Origin of the sequence: Tolypothrix sp. VBCCA 56010 (assembly GCF_050875635.1) — a bacterium.
Lineage (GTDB): Bacteria > Cyanobacteriota > Cyanobacteriia > Cyanobacteriales > Nostocaceae > Hassallia.
On the sequence record NZ_JBPAOH010000038.1, the window covers coordinates 1 to 14,167 of the forward strand.

A 14,167-nucleotide genomic window follows, 5' to 3' on the forward strand; every position below is an offset into this window, starting at 1 on the left:
TTAAAAGACGGGGCGTATGTTTCCCACTGGTTGTTGGGGCTATCTCTTTCCCTACACCCCACACCCCACACCCTACACCCCGCCCCAACGGGGCTTGGTCAAGTCGTTAACACTACCAAAACAATAAAAGGTGCTAATTTTTATCTTTATGGTATGAGATTTATTGCTATCTAGAATATGCAATGAGCAGAGAAAAAATATCAAACCTATGATGATGTTATCATAAACTATTTACACGATAATTTCCGCCCAGCGTAGGTTTTTATGAGAAAAAACAGGTAATTTGGTACGAGCTTTTTTCTCTGGTTGCTTAATAATTAAACGGAGGTAGATTCTGCCCAAATGCAAACTTATTAATTTTTCCGAAAAGTCATCTGCAAAAGTCGAAAATATTATTCCTTTTGCTTTGAATGTGCTTGTATTATGACAAATTATAAGTATAAACACGAAAAGTGTCCACTTATTTATTTATACTTTGAGATAAATTTAAAATTCCTTTATAAAATCTGGTATAGCAATTCTCGGTTACGTGAGGTACACCCGTAGGGGCACGGCACTGCCGTGCCCCTACACGCGACGATATAATGTTGTACCGCATCTGAATGGGAACTGCTATAATGCATTACGGTAACTTTATAAATTACAAGTATTCTTGTCTGGTAAATGGGGAGTAAGGGCTAGGTAAGTTAAATTTAATACTTTTTTTTCAAGCGACACATAAGGGGTATATTTGTAAATAAGGATAATATTTTTTACATAGATACTTAGAGAATTGAACTTACCCGCCGTGATACTATCGTGATTTGACTATTAGAGAAGAAATGATATGGTGCGGCTGATTTTGACAGCGATTTTGCTGTTACTATTGACAGCATGTGGTAGTGGATTTTTGCCAACTAGCCGATTGGTGCAAAAAGCGATCGCAATTCAACTTGAGCAAACCCAGCAGCAACTTGAGGGACAGCTAAATCTGGATTTTCGCGGTTTTGAAATCAATCGACTAAAAATTACTCAGGAAAAATCCTTAACGATTCAAAATTTACCAGTTTATCACATTCGCGGAACTTACAATCTCGTCTTTAAACTACCAGAACGCAAGTTAACGCAACCTCAAAAACCTTTTGAAGTTTATCTACAACTTCAAAAAGAAGGCAAAACCTGGCGATTGCTGCTTCCGCAAAAAGATAGCAACAATTCTCAATCGTCTTGGCGCAGTTATTTAATTGAAAGTTAGCAAAAAGTTATGAGTTATGAGTTGTTGATTCAAAACTCAAAACTTTCAATCTATAACTTTGAAATCTTAACTCCTAACTCCTAACTCCTACTTTGTTCTCCTAACTTTTTACAGTAACCCTGCTGATTCATACAATCGTTTAAGCATTGCTGTAATTTTGGTGCCATATTGCAAATCTGCTGACCAACGTCCTGATAATTTATCTATGGTTGGTGCTACACCACGAGTCACAAAGCGAAATCGAGGATCTACTAGTTCATTAACCAAAGGTTCTAGACTGGCGTAAGCTTTTAAATGTTGAATGTGCGCTCGTACTCCTGTTCTAGCATTATCAAACTTCGCCGCTTCTAAACTACCACCAATTGTGCCTAACCCGGCAAAGTTATTTTGCTCGGGTTTAACATCGCCGCCAAAGCGTAAAAATCCCGTTTCTAAACACATTTGACAAAAGGCGATGTCATAGTTTACCCCTTCTACAGTGGCTTCTTCTCGATAAAGTTTCGGCAAGTCGGGAAACTTCGCCAAAGCGCTTTCGTTGTTGTTTTTCAGGAACAGCTGTAACTGCACTTCTGAGGTATAACCACGCGCCATAATTTGGTCAATTTGATTGGGATTAATTACCAAATTGGAGCGTAAAGAAATAGTGCGGGTAGTACTGTCCCAGCTAATCGAAACGTTAAAATCTCGCAATTCGACTGCTTTGACATAAACAACTTTGCGATAGGTAATACGCCGCACGTTAGGTGCTTTTGATAAATCGATTCGCAAGCGATCTACTAAATCAATGGGGATGTATGCATTACCATTAATTAGTATTCCTTTTTCGGAATAATTTTGACCGTTAATTTTGATGTTGATTGGCGGATAATTTGGATCTGGTGTAGGAGCAGAACCCGGATCGATTGTACCACTCCAAGATGCAAGTCCATCGGCGATTCCTAAGGCAAAGTCGCGACGCCGATTTTGTAGTAAAGCGCGATCGTCCGGACTGCTGAGAAAGCCAACTTGCATTATCATTGAAGCGATCGCTGTTTGCCGACAAAATGCCAAACTACCCAATCCACTATCTGTATCTGGCTTGACTCCCCGATTTGGTAACTGGGGTACGCGACGCAATAACCCCACCAGCAGCAATTCGGCATTACTTCTACGCTCATCGTTGTTGGCGATGTAAAATACACTAGCCCCACGCACAGAAGGGTTACTAGCAGCATCAGCATGAATTTCTAACGCCACATCGCGATCGCGTGCGCGAGAATTGATCCAGTTAATAGTTTGCGCTGCGCTTAAGTCATCCGGAACCGCCAAAACTTCAACAGATCGCGATCGCAATTCTGTCACAATCAAATCTCGCAACAGTATCATCTCTCTCGCTTCGGTTGTACCACCCGCGATTGAACCGGGATCGATTCGTGTTGCTTCTTTGCCTCCGTGAGCCGCCGAAATAAAAATACGTCCCATATATGCGTATTTCCTCTGATAAAATTAAGCATTAGTGATTCTATACATCTTTCTTGGCTTTGGAACAAGAATATAATAGCGATCGGGAGATGGTTGTTGGGCATTGGGCAATGGGCAATGGGCATTGGGCATTGGGAATTGCGAATTGGTAATAAGAAATTCTTTCCATGATGCCAGTTGCGTGACTGCCGGGAAACCCGTCCAACGCACTGGCTGCCCCATGCCCCATGCCCCATGCCCCATGCCCCATGCCCTACTCCCCACTCCCCACTCCCCACTCCCCACTCCCAAAATGCAAATACCCCGCTTACATCCAGACACAATAGACGAAATTAAACAACGGGCTGACATTGTGGATGTCGTTTCCGAGTACGTGGTTTTACGTAAGCGCGGGAAAGATTTTGTTGGTTTATGTCCCTTCCACGATGAGAAAACTCCTAGTTTTACAGTTAGCCAAACCAAGCAGATGTACTTCTGTTTTGGCTGTCAAGCAGGGGGAAATGCCATTAAGTTTTTGATGGAGTTGGGGAAGCACTCTTTTGCAGAGGTGGTGCTAGATTTAGCACGGCGTTATCAAGTGCCGGTGCAAACACTCTTACCAGAACAGCGGCAAGAGTTGCAGCGTCAGCTTTCTTTGCGCGAACAGTTATATGAAGTTCTCGCTTCGACGACACAATTTTATCAACACGCGCTGAGACAACCCGCTGGGGAAAAAGCGATTGAATATTTACGCGATCGCCAAATCAACAAAGAAACAATCCAGCAATTCGGCTTAGGTTACGCCCCAAGCGGTTGGGAAACCTTATATCGCTATCTTGTGCAGGATAAACACTATCCAGTGCAACTGGTGGAAAAAGCGGGTTTGATTAAACCGCGTAAGGAGGGAGGGGGTTATTATGATGTGTTTCGCGATCGCCTAATAATTCCTATCCGCGATGTCCAAGGGCGCGTGATAGGCTTTGGTGGGAGAACTCTCACCGATGAACAACCCAAATATTTAAATTCACCAGAAACTGAGCTTTTTAGTAAGGGGAAAACTTTATTCGCTCTCGATCAAGCTAAAGCCGGGATTTCTCAAGTTGATTCGGCTGTGGTGGTAGAGGGATATTTTGATGCGATCGCTCTTCATGCTGCTGGTATAACTAACGTCGTTGCTTCTCTCGGTACAGCATTAAGTTTAGAACAAGTACGCCTAGTATTGCGCTACTGTGATTCTAAACAGTTGATACTCAACTTTGATGCTGATAAAGCTGGGACAAATGCCGCAGAACGAGCCATTGGAGAAATTGCCGAACTCGCGTATAAAGGCGAAGTTCAGCTAAAGATTCTCAACTTGCCTAATGGGAAAGATGCTGATGAATATTTGCGCGAATATAAGCCGGAAGATTATCGAGAATTGTTAGCAAATGCCCCACTGTGGTTAAATTGGCAGATTGAGCAAATTACTCAAGACCGCGACTTGAAACAGGCTACAGATTTTCAGCAAGTTTCGCAAGAATTAGTAAAATTACTGAAAAGAATAGAAAATAAAGATACGCGAAATTATTACGTTTCCTATTGTGCTGAAATACTCAGCTTGGGAGATAGCAGACTTATACCTTTACGAGTTGAGAATATTTTAACGCAGATTGCGCCTTTGTCTACGTCGTACCGTCAGCCAATACCGCTACGCAAGCACCCAAAAGCTCGTGTAGAAAAGGCAACTATAGATAATAGCGATACCTTCGGCACACTCCGTGAACGCGGTCTTTTAGATCAAGCAGAAGCTTTATTACTGCGGATTTATTTGCATTGTCCCGAACAGCGTCAAGCTATTATTGCAGCTTTAGAGGAGCGAGATTTACAATTTAGCCTTTCGCATCATCGGTTTTTGTGGCAAAAGATTTTAGAGATCCCCCTTGACATAGATGTTAATTTAGTATCCACTTTGCAAGATAGATGTCTGGAATTTTCGGAGGAAATGAAGTTAGTTTCGCATCTATTTCATGTGAGCGAGAAAGAACAAAAAGAAATTTTGCGTACACCCCAAGTGATTCAAGTTACGACTGCTTGTATGGAGCGAGTGCTGCGAGAAAAGCGCTGCCGTCACTATTTGGAATTGTGGAAGCAAACCGATCCAGAAGCTGAACCAGAGCGATATCAATCATATTGTGACGCCTTCTATGCCGAAAACCAGCGAATTCAGGAATTAGATCGGCAACGGCTATATTCGATTACAGATTTGTTGTCGGGTTGAAGCGTGCGTAGACGCGGAGCGGCTTGTCGATAGACATCGCCTACAACTCTACTTTGCAGTAGTTCAAGGAAAAATTCTATAAATGTCTTTGCGGTGAGCAATACGTTGACAGATTAATGTTTTTGTTTCTTGATCAACCGTGATGCCAATTCTGTAGTTACCCACGCGAATTTTATATTTATCGGTATAACCTTTCAGTTTTTCCAGATATCCTAATTCAAAGGGATTTTCGGATTCAAGTTCTTGAAATACGATGAGTTCTACACGGCTTTGAATCTCCACGGGCAAAGCAGCAAGTTCCTTCAAGAATCGCTTTGTGTATTCAAGTTGCCACATTGTCACCTTTTAGTGATTGATAATACTTTATAGCTTCATCTTTAGATAGTGGTTTTTCATTTTGTACTTCCTCCATCAGTTTTGCTAAACCGCAATCCTCAAGAATTGCTTCAATTTTCTCAAACTCGGCAATGGGAATTTGTACAGCGATAGGTTGCTGATTTTCGTCAAAAACGTAATTTTTGTGTATTTGAAGCATTTTAGTGGTTCCTATTGCTGAAAGTGCGATCGCTTTTATTCTTCAATCATCTCAAAAACATTGACAAGTTCGGCACGCGCTCCTAAAAGTGTTTGTCCCCAAGCGCTGCCTTCTAGGAATCGCTCTTTACATAAGCGACAAAAGTACCATTGTCATCGGGACGGATCACAACAGTGTAATCTTGTAGAGACTTCATGGGGATAACCTTACAGGTTTCATATATAATGTAGCGCGATCGCATTTTGGCGTAAGCTTTCGTTAGTTAAAAAATTTATCAAGTAGTTTGCCTGTCTTCAACTGCCAAAAACTCCCGTAGTTCTTCTATTGTAAGTGGAGCTTTGTAAATATTAAGTTCTGCCTCATAAACTTCAAAGGAAAGAGGCGATCGCTTCTTTAAGTTGCTTGATTGCTGTTTCTTGAGTTGTTCCCTGTCCTACCAACCCATTTTCTAAACATAAAGCAACCCAGTAACCCGCACTTTTTTTCAAAACCATTGTGTAGAAGTTCATTGGTATTTATCAACAGGAGGATAACCTAAGTGTAAAGCGATCGCGCTGACCTCTCCCCCAACCCCTCTTTGAAGCAAAGAGGGGAGTAAGATATTCTCCCCCTTCCCTCTCTTCTCCTGTCGGAGACGCTGCGCGAACGAGACGCTACGCGAACGCAGGGAAGGGAGATAGGGGGGTTAGGTCTGCATGTGTGGGGTGCGATCGCATAACTATGCTATTAGTGTTTCTTTAAAATTGATCTCAAGGTTGTGTTTCTTGAGACAGCATCGAATTTTTCACCGCTTGCGTTAGTTCTTGTTCTGTGCATTGATACAAATCCCGCAAGTGGAATACTTGCCATACCTCAAGCTTTGGCGTTGTTCTACCCTTTTCCCAGTTGCGAATAGAAGATTCCGCGCAGTCTAGTTCTTTGGCTACGTCAAAAGTTCTCAGCCCTGCACGTTCTCTCAAGGCTCTTAGATCCATAGCTGACTAGACGTTCTATCTATTTTTTCGTTAAGTATTAGCGTTAAGTATTGACAAAGGGTAATAAGTTGCACTTTAATCATGATTGAAGAGGCGTTAGTGCATCCCCGGCAAGAGACTCGCTAACGCCCTTCACTAAACTTTTTATGGACAACCTAATGATGCCACAAAATAGAGATTACAGCGATTCTTCGTCAGAAACGCAGGCGATCGCTTATAAAGAACGCTTGAATGATTGGGCTATTGCGCGTTTACTTCCCAACATGCAACGGGTAATTGTTGCTAGGTTTCGCAGTCGGTCTGATGCAGAGGGACACATGCAACTTCTACGTCAGTTGATACCCGATGCTTGCTTTGTAGTAGTGTTTGATTGTCAACGCGACGAAGCTGTGATTTGAAGTAATGGAAAAGCGAAGCGCGTTCCGCACCGCTTCGCTAACGCAGTCTTGGAGGTGAAGGTGCGATCACCAACCCTTTCAACGCGAACAAATGAACTAGTAAGAGTAAATTACGAAAAGTCTTTCTATGACTAAATTCTAAGACAAAGCGGGTAAGCGGTTACATTTACCTAGCCAAATAGTCTTTATACACTTGTAATCTTTATCAAAACTTTAAAATTTCTTTCCAGATTTTCTTTTAAATTAGACAAGAGAAGATTTAAAACGTTAGCCAAATTAATTTAGAACCAAAATTTATAACTTCAGATAAATAAAATAAACGAAGAGCAAAAGAACAACTTTTTACAAATTAAAGTTGGCAAAGTAGATACAGCAGATTGCAACTTAGTGAGGTACAGATTATTGTAAGGGCACAACAATGTTGTGCCCCTACCTGTGTACCTAATTTACCTGAAAAACGCTGTAACACACTAATGATGGTAGTGAAACAAAAAGCACCAATTTTTTGGGGTGCTTAGAAGCTCTTGAAAATATCCCTAACACTTTATAATTCAGAAAACAATATCCATGAAATTAGCTCATGTTTCTGCTTGGTTAGTCATGCTGTTAACGGCAGCAGTTACTCCTGCCTATGGCGCATCTTTGTCCTTTGTTCCCATAGGCTCACAGTTAGACAATGACTTGATCAACGACCTCCCCAAAAAGGTAGGTGATACCGTTAGTTTTGATTTACAACTCGATACTACCGGACTCACAGCTAATTTACAATCTTTGGAATTTCTCTTAGTTCGCAATACCACAGAACTAGGATTCATAGATGCTATTGGGACACCCGAACAGATAAGTGCCTTTCCTAATGAAGAAGTAATTATTAAAATCGATCCGGTACTACAGAATATCGTCGGTATCAATCGACTTTCTGGATCTGGAGTTCCTGCCAATACTGTTATCGACTTTGCCACCTTTAATTATCAAGCCCTGCCTGGTTTAACCAATGACGGATTAACCGACTTTACCATTGCTGTCACCTCAGCAATTGATGCCAATGGCACAGATGTAACCAATTTATTTCAACCATCTGAGCAGACCATCGACGTTCAGCCAGTTCCCGAACCCACTTCACTTTTTGGTCTTTTTGGATTAAGTGCGTTAGTAAGCATCTTCTATCGTCACCGAGGGCGCTCGTATGGCAATTGATCGATTTGAATTAGTCTTGTAGAGACTTCATCGGGATAACCTTACAGGTTTCATATATAATGTAGCGCGATCGCCTACGGCGGGGCTTCGCCCATCGCGCTTTTTGATAACAATTAAATGCTATGTAAAACTAGCGACTTCCACAAAACGTTCAACAACCAAGCTTTTACGGTTAAGTTTAATTCGCTCAATTTCATGAAGGGTTTCCGCCGTCAGGTAACTTTCGCCGCAATGAAGACAAGTTATCACGGGAATGTTTTCTATTACCAGCAGGTCTTGACCCTTGCCATAGGTTCTAGTAATCCTGCGGATTCTTGCTTTTTCGCTTCCACAAATATTACACACCATCTAGCATTTTCCTGGTATTTTGGACTTTAACAGTAAAGTGCGATCGCAATGATTGGAGATACAGGTGCGATCATTCTTTTACCGCAGTTGGTTAAATTCTTCTTCAGCAATACCCAACTGCTTGAGAATTTGATAAAACAACCAACTACCAATTTCAGCATTACCATGAATGGGAATTGTGGTTGCTCGTCCATCTGGATGTTGCCAACGAGCATAACTTCCCTTCTGTCGTACTTTTTCAAATCCAAGTTTCCGAGCAACTTTTTCCAATTCACTTGCTTTAACTGGCATTCGCAATCACCAGATCAACGTTTCCAGGAAGCGATCGCCCATATAATGCGTACTCTTCTTGAATCATTTCAAAAACATAGACGAGTTCAGTACGAGCTTCGTCTGGTGTTTGTCCCCAAGCGTGACAACCGGAAATCGCTCTTTACATAAGCGACAAAAGTATTATTGTCATCGGGACGGATCACAACAGTGTAATCTTGTAGAGACTTCATGGGGATAACCTTACAGGTTTCATATATAATGTAGCGCGATCGCCTACGGCGGGGCTTCGCCCATCGCGCTTTTTGATAACAATTAAATGCTATGTAAAACTAGCGACTTCCACAAAACGTTCAACAGCCAAGCTTTTGCGATTGAGTTTAATTCGCTCAATTTCATGAAGGGGTTGCGCGTGTTTTATGCTTCCGAAGGACTTTCCCAAGTGGAAAACTGTGTATCACTATTTCCGCAAATGGCGCTCATGTTGGAACATGGCAAGAAATTCACTCTCCTGTTGCGTTTATGGGTACGTGTATCCTGTTACCGAGAAGCATCCTAAGCGCGAGGCTATTATGGAACGCGACATACGGTTGAGACGGCTACAATGGTATCACTCGTAAGTCGGTTACGACTCTGGCAAAAAGATTAAGGGACGGAAACGCCATATACTCGTTGATACAATGGGTTTACTAATAGTTGTCGATCCGCACTGCCGCAAGTGTGAGCGAACAAGCTGGTGCAAAACAAGTTTTGGCGAAACTTAATTCTGTGCGCGATCGCTTCAATCGTTTGATCAAAATTTGGGTTGATGGAGGATATCGTGGTAAAGATTTTATGCACTGGGTCATTGATCTATATCACTGGATTTTAAGCGTTGTTACTCGTTATGAGGAGCAGAAAGGGTTTGTAGTATTGCCCAAACGTTGGCGCTTTGGAGCGGACATAGGGTAGGTTAAACTGGTGTCGGCGATCTCGTCAACGGATTACGAAGTCTTACCTGAGACGACTGAAGCGTTTGTTTATGTTGCGATGATTCGTTTGATGAAGACAGCAACTTGCGTAATTAAAATCACCTATCTAAAACTTTTCAGACGTCCTCTAAGAGAGGGAATATTTTTAGGCATAAACCTTCCTTAATTCATATATCTCAGAATCTTGTTCTTCTAACAATAAAAATTCGTGCATTTCTTCGATAGAAATAGGAGATTTATAAATATTAGTATCAGATTTATAAACATATTCAAAAGATTCAATAGCCTCTTTTAACTTGTTAATAGCAGTTTCTTGAGTATTTCCCTGTCCAATAATTCCATTTTCTAAACATAAAGCGACCCAATAACCTGTACTTTGCCTAAATACTACTGTGTAAAAGTCCATTTATGTTTACCTCGTAAAGTTGTAATGTAAGGTGGGCAATTGCCCACCCTACTTTAATTATCTCGCAGCCGCCGGCATACCCAAAATATCCTCAATCCTGGGCATATCTTCTAACGCAATCACTCTACCTTCATCCTCAAAACCTGTAATTTGATCGAAGTTCAAATACCGATACAAATCATCAGCAAAAGGATGAATTCTATTCGCCACAATGTCCATATATTCCTGCACTGAAGGAATGCGTCCAAGTAGCGCACAAACTGCGGCTAATTCCGCTGAACCAAGATACACCCGCGCATCTTTACCCATGCGATTATTGAAGTTGCGGGTAGATGTTGAAAATACCGTTGTCCCATCTTCAACTCGCGCTTGATTACCCATACATAAACTGCAACCAGGCATTTCTGTTCGCGCATTTGCCGCATCAAAAATGTTATAAACACCTTCTTCTTTTAGTTGGTATTCATCCATGCGCGTAGGGGGACAAATCCACAAGCGAGTGTTTACTGTTCCTGCACCTTCTAACACTTTCGCTGTGGCGCGATAATGACCGATATTTGTCATACAAGAACCGACGAATACTTCTTGCACTGGGTCATTCACAACTTCTGATAATAACTTAATATTATCAGGATCGTTAGGAGCGGCAACAATTGGTTCTTTGATTTCGTTCAAATCAATTTCAATGACTTCCGCATATTCTGCATCTGCATCTGCTGACATCAAAACCGGATTTGCTAACCATTCTTCCATTTTGATGACGCGACGCATGATGGTACGAGCATCGGCGTAACCGCGTGCTACCATGTTCTTTAATAGCGTAACGTTGGAACGCAGATATTCGGCGACTGTCTCGACACTCAGCTTAATTGTACAACCTGCACAAGAACGTTCTGCGGAAGCGTCGGTAAGTTCAAAAGCTTGTTCAACTTTCAAATCTGGCAAGCCTTCTATTTCCATAATCCGCCCGGAGAAGACGTTTTTCTTATTTTTCTTCTCGACTGTCAGCAAACCTTTTTGAATCGCAACGTAGGGAATTGCGTTCACCACATCCCGCAGGGTAATACCGGGTTGCAATTCTCCTTTAAAGCGTACCAAAACTGATTCTGGCATATCTAAGGGCATTGCACCCAACGCTGCTGCAAAAGCCACTAACCCGGAACCGGCGGGGAAGGAAATTCCCAAGGGAAAGCGGGTGTGAGAATCGCCACCTGTGCCTACGGTGTCGGGTAACAGCATCCGGTTGAGCCAAGAGTGAATTATACCATCACCGGGGCGCAAGGCGACACCGCCACGAGAGGCAAAGAAATCAGGTAATTCTTGCTGAGTTTTGATATCTACTGGTTTGGGATAAGCTGCGGTATGGCAGAAACTCTGCATCACTAAGTCTGCGCTGAAGCCGAGACAAGCGAGTTCTTTTAATTCGTCGCGGGTCATCGGACCTGTGGTATCCTGAGAACCAACGGTGGTCATAATCGGTTCGCAAGATGTGCCGGGACGCACACCTGGTAAGCCGCAAGCTTTACCGACCATTTTCTGTGCTAAGGTGTAGCCTTTGTTTGTGTTGGCTGGTTGGTGGGGACGCCTAAAGACGGTGCTGGGTTCTAAATTAAGTGCAGCGCGGGTTTTATCGGTGAGGGTGCGTCCGATGAGTAAGGGAATGCGTCCACCAGCACGGACTTCATCTAAGATTGTATCTGGTTTGAGGGTGAAGGTAGAAATAACTTCCCCAGCCTCGTTGGTGATTTCCCCTTTGTAGGGATGGATGGTAATCACCATGCCGGTTTCTAATTTGCTGACATCGCACTCGATGGGTAAAGCACCGGAATCTTCAGCGGTGTTGAAGAAGATGGGAGCGATCGCACTTCCTAATATATATCCTCCCGCCCGTTTGTTGGGGACATAAGGTATATCTTCCCCCATATGCCACAATACTGAATTTATCGCCGATTTGCGCGAGGAACCTGTACCGACTACATCCCCAACGTAAGCGACAGGATGCCCTTTTTTCTTTAACTCGTTAATTCTTTCTATACCCCCTGGCATCCGTGATTCCAACATCACCAAAGCATGTAAAGGAATATCCGGGCGAGTTGTGGCGCTTTGCGCGGGTGATAAGTCGTCGGTGTTGGTTTCGCCGGCTACTTTAAATACTGTGACGGTAATAGCTTTGGGTACTTCTGGACGAATCGTAAACCATTCCGCTTCTGCCCAAGAGTTTATCACGCGAAGAGCGAAGGGATTCGTTTTCGATAATTCTAAAATGTCGTGAAAAGCATCATACACTAACAAAATCTTACTCAGGGCAGATGCGGCGTATGCGGCTATTGGTTCCTTTCCTTGTCCCCCCATCACCAAAGGTGTTTCGGAAGAATCGGATACGGATACGGTGGGAACTTGCAGCAGTTCAATTAGCGATCGCACGTTATAACCGCCGATCATCGTCCCTAGCAATTCTACAGCATCGATGGGTGAAATTAAAGGGCTGGTGATTTCCTCTTTAGCAATACCTGTGAGAAATCCGGCTTTGACGTAAGCTGCGGGATCGACACCGGGGGGAACGCGATCGCGCAATAATTCCAATAATGTCTCTTCTTCCCCTGTCGGCGGATTTTTTAGTAATTCGCATAATTCTGAGGTTTGCTTCGCATCCAATGGTAAAGGGGGAATACCGAGTTGGGCACGTTCCGCAACATGTTGACGGTATTGGTCTAGCATTTTTATATTCTCCATTGGAATGTTATCCCTTTAATTATGAAATATTTTTAGGCAATACTTGGCTATCAAATTTTAGGTTACTTTTATTACTTAAAGTCTTACTGGTAATCGGTTCTTAGCATTAAGGTATAGTTTTCGTCAACCGAATATGTTTACACTTTGATAGAATACGAGCAAAGACAGTTTAGTATTGCTGTAAAATCGCAATCATGGTTAAAAATTGGCGTTGCTGATTTCATGTATGAAAATGATTGTGCGTGATGTCAAAACCCTTGTAGAGATGCGATATATCGCTCTACATCCGGATTCATACTGCGATTCAGCAACGCCTAAAAATTAATCTACTAATGATTTATCCTTCTTGTTGGTTTAACCAATTTTCTAAATCAGCAACACTAGAAAAGTCTAGCAATGCTTCTCCTAAATTCTCTAATTGTTCAATCGATAAGCCTTGAATTCGCTCGATTAATGATGCATCAATTTCACCAATACGGCGATTCAGTAAGCGTAGAACTAAACGTTGTTCTCCTGACTGTATAGCTCTTTGATAAAGTGGTTCTAATCGCATAATTAACTCTCTATCATCTGCTTCTAATTGTTGATTTACTCTCAAGTTTTCGCGCAAGTTGTAAACTAATTCCAGGGTTGCTTTCTGGTATGGATGATCTAATGGTAACGCTTGCAACTCGATAATCGCTTGTGATTGCACGCTTCCCCTTCCTAAAAGCCTCAACCATAACGTTTCCGGTGTTTGGGGTAGTTGGTGTATTGCTACAATTGCTGTCCGCAATGCATCTGGCAGAAAATGTACTCCCGATAACCAACTTTCTTTTTGCATAGTTCCGAAGCTAGACAATCTAGTTTCAGATATGGTAGGTGTAAGAACCCACAGTTTGGGTATTTCTGAGTCCTGAAGTTTGGTTTTATTTGCCTTAGCTTCTCGTCGCAATAAAGCCTTGATTTCTAATAATTTTAGAATACAGTCGCAGATTTCATCGGTAGAAGCTGGATTGCGAAAGGGTTCTATGATCGCAGGATTTTCAGCAAATCTTCCTAACAAACCGAGTATTTCTAAATTAGAGTTTTGCTGTTTGGCAGGAGTGAATAAAACATCTATTTCTTTAATCTCTCCTGTAACTTTTTCTGATGCTTTGACTTCTCCGTAATCTTTTAGTAGTTCTTCTAGATAGTCTTTAGCAAATTTATCATGTATAAACCGGGTCATTCATTTTGAAGATTGCCGAAGTTCTGGGTTGATGCAAAGTTTTATTATATAGCAGTCCTGAATCATTTATGAGAAAATAGCTTGGGCGAATATAATTCGCACGCCAGTCGCCTCAACGGGGGAAACCCCCGCACAGCGCTGGCTCGGCTACACAGACAAAACCCGCCTACGCGGGTTGAAAAACCTTGATTTTC

General features: G+C 42.3%; 16 protein-coding genes and 2 pseudogenes. 6 read left to right on the forward strand and 12 right to left on the reverse strand.

Features of this window, described 5'->3' with window-relative positions; translation table 11 throughout:
• Positions 1-826 precede the first annotated feature (826 nt).
• On the forward strand, positions 827-1,234 hold the full coding sequence (locus AABK37_RS15245; protein WP_432552407.1) for a hypothetical protein: 408 nt from the start codon (positions 827-829) through the stop codon (positions 1,232-1,234).
• A 108-nt stretch (positions 1,235-1,342) separates the two neighbouring features.
• Here the strand turns inward: AABK37_RS15245 and tftA are convergent, their stop codons facing one another.
• A complete protein-coding gene (gene tftA, locus AABK37_RS15250) occupies positions 1,343-2,695 on the reverse strand; it encodes a hormogonium tapered terminus morphoprotein TftA (RefSeq protein ID WP_432552408.1) in 1,353 nt (450 codons plus the stop codon).
• A gap of 40 nt (positions 2,696-2,735) precedes the next feature.
• Positions 2,736-2,945 carry a hypothetical protein gene (locus AABK37_RS15255; protein WP_432552409.1) on the reverse strand — a complete coding sequence of 70 codons (210 nt, stop codon included), beginning with the start codon at positions 2,943-2,945 and terminating at the stop codon, positions 2,736-2,738.
• A gap of 42 nt (positions 2,946-2,987) precedes the next feature.
• Here AABK37_RS15255 and dnaG point away from each other — a divergent pair, with 42 nt between their 5' ends.
• Complete coding sequence (gene dnaG, locus AABK37_RS15260; protein ID WP_432552447.1) at positions 2,988-4,931, forward strand: DNA primase; 1,944 nt, start codon at positions 2,988-2,990, stop codon at positions 4,929-4,931.
• A gap of 63 nt (positions 4,932-4,994) precedes the next feature.
• On the opposite strand, the gene AABK37_RS15265 is transcribed toward dnaG, so the two are convergent.
• From AABK37_RS15265 to AABK37_RS15280, 4 genes are all read right to left on the reverse strand, one after another.
• A complete protein-coding gene (locus tag AABK37_RS15265) occupies positions 4,995-5,267 on the reverse strand; it encodes a type II toxin-antitoxin system RelE family toxin (RefSeq protein WP_432552410.1) in 273 nt (90 codons plus the stop codon).
• Positions 5,254-5,466, reverse strand: a complete 213-nt coding sequence (locus AABK37_RS15270; RefSeq protein WP_432552411.1) for a hypothetical protein — start codon at positions 5,464-5,466, stop codon at positions 5,254-5,256. The genes AABK37_RS15265 and AABK37_RS15270 overlap by 14 nt, the downstream gene beginning before the upstream one ends.
• 368 nt (positions 5,467-5,834) lie before the next feature.
• The gene (locus AABK37_RS15275) at positions 5,835-5,975 is read right to left on the reverse strand and encodes a type II toxin-antitoxin system HicB family antitoxin (RefSeq protein WP_432552412.1); all 141 of its coding nucleotides are present in this window, start codon (positions 5,973-5,975) and stop codon (positions 5,835-5,837) included.
• Positions 5,976-6,215: 240 nt separating this feature from the next.
• Complete coding sequence (locus AABK37_RS15280) at positions 6,216-6,440, reverse strand: helix-turn-helix transcriptional regulator (RefSeq protein ID WP_432552413.1); 225 nt, start codon at positions 6,438-6,440, stop codon at positions 6,216-6,218.
• Positions 6,441-6,601: 161 nt separating this feature from the next.
• Between AABK37_RS15280 and AABK37_RS15285 the strand changes: the two genes are divergently transcribed.
• Entirely contained in the window at positions 6,602-6,838 is a 237-nt protein-coding gene (locus tag AABK37_RS15285; RefSeq protein WP_432552448.1) for a hypothetical protein, read from the forward strand.
• Between the two features lie 567 nt (positions 6,839-7,405).
• Complete coding sequence (locus AABK37_RS15290) at positions 7,406-8,035, forward strand: PEP-CTERM sorting domain-containing protein (RefSeq protein WP_432552414.1); 630 nt, start codon at positions 7,406-7,408, stop codon at positions 8,033-8,035.
• Positions 8,036-8,155: 120 nt separating this feature from the next.
• On the opposite strand, the gene AABK37_RS15295 is transcribed toward AABK37_RS15290, so the two are convergent.
• The 3 genes and pseudogenes from AABK37_RS15295 to AABK37_RS15305 all read right to left on the reverse strand — a co-directional run bounded on the left by AABK37_RS15295 (position 8,156) and on the right by AABK37_RS15305 (position 8,886).
• Positions 8,156-8,383 carry a type II toxin-antitoxin system MqsA family antitoxin gene (locus tag AABK37_RS15295; protein ID WP_432552415.1) on the reverse strand — a complete coding sequence of 76 codons (228 nt, stop codon included), beginning with the start codon at positions 8,381-8,383 and terminating at the stop codon, positions 8,156-8,158.
• A 78-nt stretch (positions 8,384-8,461) separates the two neighbouring features.
• The gene (locus AABK37_RS15300; protein ID WP_432552416.1) at positions 8,462-8,674 is read right to left on the reverse strand and encodes a type II toxin-antitoxin system HicA family toxin; all 213 of its coding nucleotides are present in this window, start codon (positions 8,672-8,674) and stop codon (positions 8,462-8,464) included.
• Positions 8,664-8,886 (reverse strand): annotated as a pseudogene (locus tag AABK37_RS15305) (type II toxin-antitoxin system HicB family antitoxin). Before AABK37_RS15305 ends, AABK37_RS15300 begins: the two are co-directional and overlap by 11 nt.
• 390 nt (positions 8,887-9,276) lie before the next feature.
• Between AABK37_RS15305 and AABK37_RS15310 the strand changes: the two are divergent.
• Both AABK37_RS15310 and AABK37_RS15315 read left to right on the forward strand, forming a co-directional pair.
• Positions 9,277-9,380, forward strand: a pseudogene (locus AABK37_RS15310) (transposase); the annotation flags it as partial.
• Positions 9,381-9,421: 41 nt separating this feature from the next.
• Positions 9,422-9,604: a hypothetical protein gene (locus tag AABK37_RS15315; protein WP_432552449.1), complete on the forward strand. Its 183-nt coding sequence runs from the start codon at positions 9,422-9,424 to the stop codon at positions 9,602-9,604.
• Positions 9,605-9,769: 165 nt separating this feature from the next.
• On the opposite strand, the gene AABK37_RS15320 is transcribed toward AABK37_RS15315, so the two are convergent.
• The 3 genes from AABK37_RS15320 to AABK37_RS15330 form a co-directional block, all read right to left on the reverse strand.
• Positions 9,770-10,030 (reverse strand): type II toxin-antitoxin system HicB family antitoxin, encoded by a 261-nt coding sequence (locus AABK37_RS15320; protein ID WP_432552417.1) that lies wholly within the window; start codon positions 10,028-10,030, stop codon positions 9,770-9,772.
• Between the two features lie 57 nt (positions 10,031-10,087).
• Positions 10,088-12,748, reverse strand: a complete 2,661-nt coding sequence (gene acnB, locus AABK37_RS15325) for a bifunctional aconitate hydratase 2/2-methylisocitrate dehydratase (RefSeq protein WP_432552418.1) — start codon at positions 12,746-12,748, stop codon at positions 10,088-10,090.
• 352 nt (positions 12,749-13,100) lie between these two features.
• Entirely contained in the window at positions 13,101-13,973 is an 873-nt protein-coding gene (locus AABK37_RS15330) for a DUF4351 domain-containing protein (RefSeq protein WP_432552419.1), read from the reverse strand.
• Positions 13,974-14,167 lie beyond the last annotated feature (194 nt).

Bases quoted from the DNA above. Each gene is read 5' to 3' on its own strand.
- AABK37_RS15245 (WP_432552407.1), top strand. From the start codon at position 827: ATGGTGCGGCTGATTTTGACAGCGATTTTGCTGTTACTATTGACAGCA.
- tftA (WP_432552408.1), bottom strand. From the start codon at position 2,695: ATGGGACGTATTTTTATTTCGGCGGCTCACGGAGGCAAAGAAGCAACA.
- AABK37_RS15255 (WP_432552409.1), bottom strand. From the start codon at position 2,945: ATGGGGCATGGGGCATGGGGCATGGGGCATGGGGCAGCCAGTGCGTTG.
- dnaG (WP_432552447.1), top strand. From the start codon at position 2,988: ATGCAAATACCCCGCTTACATCCAGACACAATAGACGAAATTAAACAA.
- AABK37_RS15265 (WP_432552410.1), bottom strand. From the start codon at position 5,267: ATGTGGCAACTTGAATACACAAAGCGATTCTTGAAGGAACTTGCTGCT.
- AABK37_RS15270 (WP_432552411.1), bottom strand. From the start codon at position 5,466: ATGCTTCAAATACACAAAAATTACGTTTTTGACGAAAATCAGCAACCT.
- AABK37_RS15275 (WP_432552412.1), bottom strand. From the start codon at position 5,975: ATGAACTTCTACACAATGGTTTTGAAAAAAAGTGCGGGTTACTGGGTT.
- AABK37_RS15280 (WP_432552413.1), bottom strand. From the start codon at position 6,440: ATGGATCTAAGAGCCTTGAGAGAACGTGCAGGGCTGAGAACTTTTGAC.
- AABK37_RS15285 (WP_432552448.1), top strand. From the start codon at position 6,602: ATGCCACAAAATAGAGATTACAGCGATTCTTCGTCAGAAACGCAGGCG.
- AABK37_RS15290 (WP_432552414.1), top strand. From the start codon at position 7,406: ATGAAATTAGCTCATGTTTCTGCTTGGTTAGTCATGCTGTTAACGGCA.
- AABK37_RS15295 (WP_432552415.1), bottom strand. From the start codon at position 8,383: ATGGTGTGTAATATTTGTGGAAGCGAAAAAGCAAGAATCCGCAGGATT.
- AABK37_RS15300 (WP_432552416.1), bottom strand. From the start codon at position 8,674: ATGCCAGTTAAAGCAAGTGAATTGGAAAAAGTTGCTCGGAAACTTGGA.
- AABK37_RS15320 (WP_432552417.1), bottom strand. From the start codon at position 10,030: ATGGACTTTTACACAGTAGTATTTAGGCAAAGTACAGGTTATTGGGTC.
- acnB (WP_432552418.1), bottom strand. From the start codon at position 12,748: ATGCTAGACCAATACCGTCAACATGTTGCGGAACGTGCCCAACTCGGT.
- AABK37_RS15330 (WP_432552419.1), bottom strand. From the start codon at position 13,973: ATGACCCGGTTTATACATGATAAATTTGCTAAAGACTATCTAGAAGAA.